This window comes from uncultured Cyclobacterium sp., assembly GCF_963976465.1.
In the GTDB taxonomy this organism is placed as follows: domain Bacteria; phylum Bacteroidota; class Bacteroidia; order Cytophagales; family Cyclobacteriaceae; genus Cyclobacterium.
The window spans coordinates 1-3,745 of sequence record NZ_CAXBOC010000519.1 but is presented as its reverse complement, the minus strand read 5'-3'; the positions used below and the strand labels follow the sequence as shown (position 1 = coordinate 3,745).

The window sequence follows — 3,745 nt, the reverse complement described above, 5'->3', positions numbered from 1 at the left end:
AGAATTAAATTGGAGTGGTAGTTGCTGAAGCCAACCCCTTAGTAAAAAAGGTTGCCATCACTACAGCATTCTAGTGGAAGTTTATTTTGTTTTAATGTGTTGAATCCGAAATACTCAAAAGACAATCTATTCCGTGCTGATTCCCCACGGCGGACAAAATCAGCCACTTTGTTGCTGTTTTTAGGCCTGCCTAAGGCCGGTAGACAGGTTCACCATAGCATTGCTAATGATAAAAGCCCTAAACAGCCTGGTTTTCTTGTGATTTTAACGGTTCCTGAAAGTTCGGAAATTCTATTAAATCATCCGGGTAAACAATTGAATGTTTATAATAATGTGGCTATAGGTAGGTTATTTCTAGACCACTCGCTCCAAGAGCCTACATATAGGTTGGGTATATCCAGCCCTGCAGTGCAAATGGCCAGAAGAGAATGGCAAGCTGTGACTCCCGAACCACAATGTACAATAATGTTTTCTGATGTCTGGCCTTTAAAAGTTTGCAGGTACTTTTCTCTCAATATTTCTTGAGGTAAAAAAAGGCCATTCTCATCCAGATTTTCTGAAAAAGGCAGGTTTACTGCTCCCGGTATATGACCTGCAATTTTGTCTATAGGCTCCACAACCCCTCTATACCTTTCGTTTTCCCTTACATCAATAATTATTTTCTCCTTTAACATTGTTGCAGTCTTCACCTCATTGATACTTGAAATCGGTAATTGCCAATGGCTGGCAGGATAGGAAGCTGCTTGTTGACCAGTGGGCAATGTACTTTCCAAAGGAAATCCTTGCTTTTTGGCTGCTTGCCAACCACCGTCCAATACCTGAATTTTTTCATGACCCAAAGCTTTAAGCATCCACCAGAAACGAGCCGCAGACATGGATCCTTGTTTGTCATCATAGACTACCACATGAGTTTCGGGAGTGATACCAAGTTGTCCAATTAATTCTCCAAATGCTTGTGGAGAGGGTAAGGGATGGCGACCGCCATTTGCCGGATCCTCATCAATTTGAGATAAGTCCTTGTTTAAATCTACATGAAAGGCTCCCTCAAGATGTTCTTCAACATAGGCTGGATAATGAAAACGTGCATCAATCAGAATGAGGTTGTCCACCCCTTGAAGTTGGACAAGTTCATCCGCTTTAATAAGAGAGAGGGCCATAGTGATATAATTTAAATGGTTTTGAAAAAACTTTATAACGAAGCAGCCCAAGGTAAGCACCCCGGGCTGCAACAATATACATTATTTGGTGGTTCTTTAAGTATTCATGGCACCATTTACTTCCAAGGTTTGGCCGGATATATAAGTACTCATATCAGATCCCAGGAAAACGCAGGCGTCGGCAACATCTTCAGGACTTCCTCCTCTTTTCATTGGGATGGCATCTCTCCAACCCTGAACAGTCTTTTCATCAAGAACTGCCGTCATTTCTGTTTCTATAAACCCGGGGGCCACCGCGTTGCTGCGAATATTTCTTGACCCCAATTCTAGGGCTACTGATTTGGTAAAGCCAATGATCCCGGCCTTTGAAGCTGCGTAATTAGACTGTCCGGCATTGCCTCTCACCCCTACGACAGAGGTGATGTTGATAATGGATCCTGATTTGGCTTTCATCATGGTACGGGTTACTGCCTTCACAGTATTGAAACAAGATTTGAGATTAATATTGATCACTTCATCCCAATTGTCTTCCGACATTCTCATCAATAAATTGTCACGAGTTATTCCAGCATTATTTACAAGGATATCTATTCCTCCCAAAAATGCCACCGTATCGCCAATTAATTTATCTGCTGCCGCAAAATCGGAGGCATCGGAGCGAAAGCCTTTTGCTTTAATGCCAAAAGCCGTCAATTCTTTTTCGAGAGCTTCTCCTTTTTCTACACTAGATAAATATGTAAAGGCCACATCAGCACCTTCCTGAGCAAAACGGATGGCAATTGATCTGCCTATTCCTTTGGAAGCCCCTGTTACCAAGGCTTTTTTACCTGTAAGTAATCCCATAGTCAATGTTTTTATTGTTTAATTCAATTCAAAAATAGCTATTTATTATAAAATATGGGCTACTGAATAATTAATTAGTAGGCCTTACATTTTGATGATCGTTACCCGACCTGATGAATAATTGGATTTATATTCACTTTTATATGTAAAACCAAATTTTTTTCTGAACTAATTTATTATAAATTTGCATAGCAAAACTGTAATTAAAAGTCAAAAATATGTCTTCAACGAAATTCGATGTCATTGTTCTGGGCAGTGGTCCAGGTGGATATGTAGCAGCAATAAGAGCTTCTCAATTAGGATTAAAAACTGCAGTAGTAGAAGCTGCGGAACTAGGGGGGATTTGTTTGAATTGGGGTTGTATTCCTACCAAAGCTTTGATAAAAAGTGCGCAGGTATTTGAATACATTAACCATGCTGAGGATTATGGTATCTCCGTAGATAATGCAAGCGTTAATTTTGAGAATATCATCATGCGTAGCCGTAATGTAGCTGAAGGAATGAGCAAAGGCATTCAATTTTTGTTTAAAAAGAACAAAATTGAAAAATTGATGGGTTGGGGAAAAGTACAACCGGGCAAAAAAGTTGAAGTAGAAGACAAAGATGGCAATAAAACTGTTTATAGTGCTGACAGTATCATAATTGCTACCGGTGGAAGGTCTAAGGAGTTACCTGCATTAAAAATAGATAATGAAAAAATCGTAGGCTATCGCAAAGCCATGACCTTGGATAAATTGCCCAAGAAAATGGTTGTGGTAGGTTCTGGAGCCATAGGTGTTGAATTTGCCTATGTTTACAGTTCTATAGGAGTGGATGTGACCATCGTTGAGTTCTTGGATCGTATCGTTCCAAATGAAGATGAAGAAGTATCCAAGACACTTGAGAAAATTTACAAAAAGAAAGGTATTAAGGTGATGACCAGTGCTGAGGTAACCAATGTGGATACCAAAGGAGAAGGCTGCAAAGTAACTGTTAAGACCAAAAGTGGAGAAGAAAATTTAGATTGTGATGTAGTGCTATCAGCTGTTGGAGTGGTTTCCAATGTAGAAAATTGTGGACTTGAAGATGTTGGGATTCTAGTGGATAGAGGCAAGATAAAAGTTGATGAGTTTTACAAAACCAATATGCCGGGTTATTATGCCATTGGTGATGTAGTCCCAGGGCCTGCTTTGGCTCATGTGGCCTCTGCAGAAGGAATCATTTGCGTAGAAAACATAGCTGGTCAAAACCCAGAACCCCTTGACTATAATAATATTCCCGGCTGTACGTATTGTTTGCCTGAAATCTCTTCTGTGGGTTATACAGAAACCAAAGCCAAGGAAGCAGGATATGACATTAAAGTTGGTAAATTTCCATTTACTGCTTCCGGTAAAGCCTCTGCTGCCGGAGCCAAAGATGGTTTTGTTAAATTGATATTTGATGCCAAATATGGGGAGCTTTTGGGAGCTCATATGATTGGTTACAATGTGACTGAAATGATAGCTGAAATTGGAAAACTGGAGACAACAGGACATGAGATTATCAAGACTGTACACCCACATCCAACCATGTCTGAAGCTGTAATGGAAGCAGCGGCTGCTGCTTATGATGAGGTAATCCACCTTTAAGATTTTAAATAAGTTCAAAATTTGTAATTCTCATTATTGACCCATATCTTTTTTGGAAGAAGAAGCATTAATAAAAGGGCTGAGGGCCAGAAGTAAACAAAGCCAAGAGTATTTGTATGAAAAATACTCTGCAGCTTT

At 39.8% G+C, this 3,745-nt stretch carries 3 protein-coding genes; 1 reads left to right on the top strand and 2 read right to left on the bottom strand.

Annotated elements, in window-relative coordinates; genetic code table 11:
- Positions 1–323 precede the first annotated feature (323 nt).
- Positions 324–1,157: a sulfurtransferase gene (locus AAC037_RS21445; RefSeq protein ID WP_339905502.1), complete on the bottom strand. Its 834-nt coding sequence runs from the start codon at positions 1,155–1,157 to the stop codon at positions 324–326.
- A gap of 96 nt (positions 1,158–1,253) precedes the next feature.
- Positions 1,254–2,000, bottom strand: coding sequence for a 3-oxoacyl-[acyl-carrier-protein] reductase (gene fabG / locus AAC037_RS21440; protein ID WP_339905500.1), 747 nt, complete (start codon positions 1,998–2,000; stop codon positions 1,254–1,256).
- 218 nt (positions 2,001–2,218) lie between these two features.
- Between fabG and lpdA the strand changes: the two genes are divergently transcribed.
- The gene (gene lpdA, locus AAC037_RS21435) at positions 2,219–3,607 is read left to right on the top strand and encodes a dihydrolipoyl dehydrogenase (RefSeq protein ID WP_339905499.1); all 1,389 of its coding nucleotides are present in this window, start codon (positions 2,219–2,221) and stop codon (positions 3,605–3,607) included.
- Positions 3,608–3,745: the final 138 nt, after the last annotated feature.

What these genes read in the sequence shown, in the direction of transcription:
- lpdA (WP_339905499.1), top strand. Translation starts at nt 2,219, where the DNA reads ATGTCTTCAACGAAATTCGATGTCATTGTTCTGGGCAGTGGTCCAGGT.
- AAC037_RS21445 (WP_339905502.1), bottom strand. Translation starts at nt 1,157, where the DNA reads ATGGCCCTCTCTCTTATTAAAGCGGATGAACTTGTCCAACTTCAAGGG.
- fabG (WP_339905500.1), bottom strand. Translation starts at nt 2,000, where the DNA reads ATGGGATTACTTACAGGTAAAAAAGCCTTGGTAACAGGGGCTTCCAAA.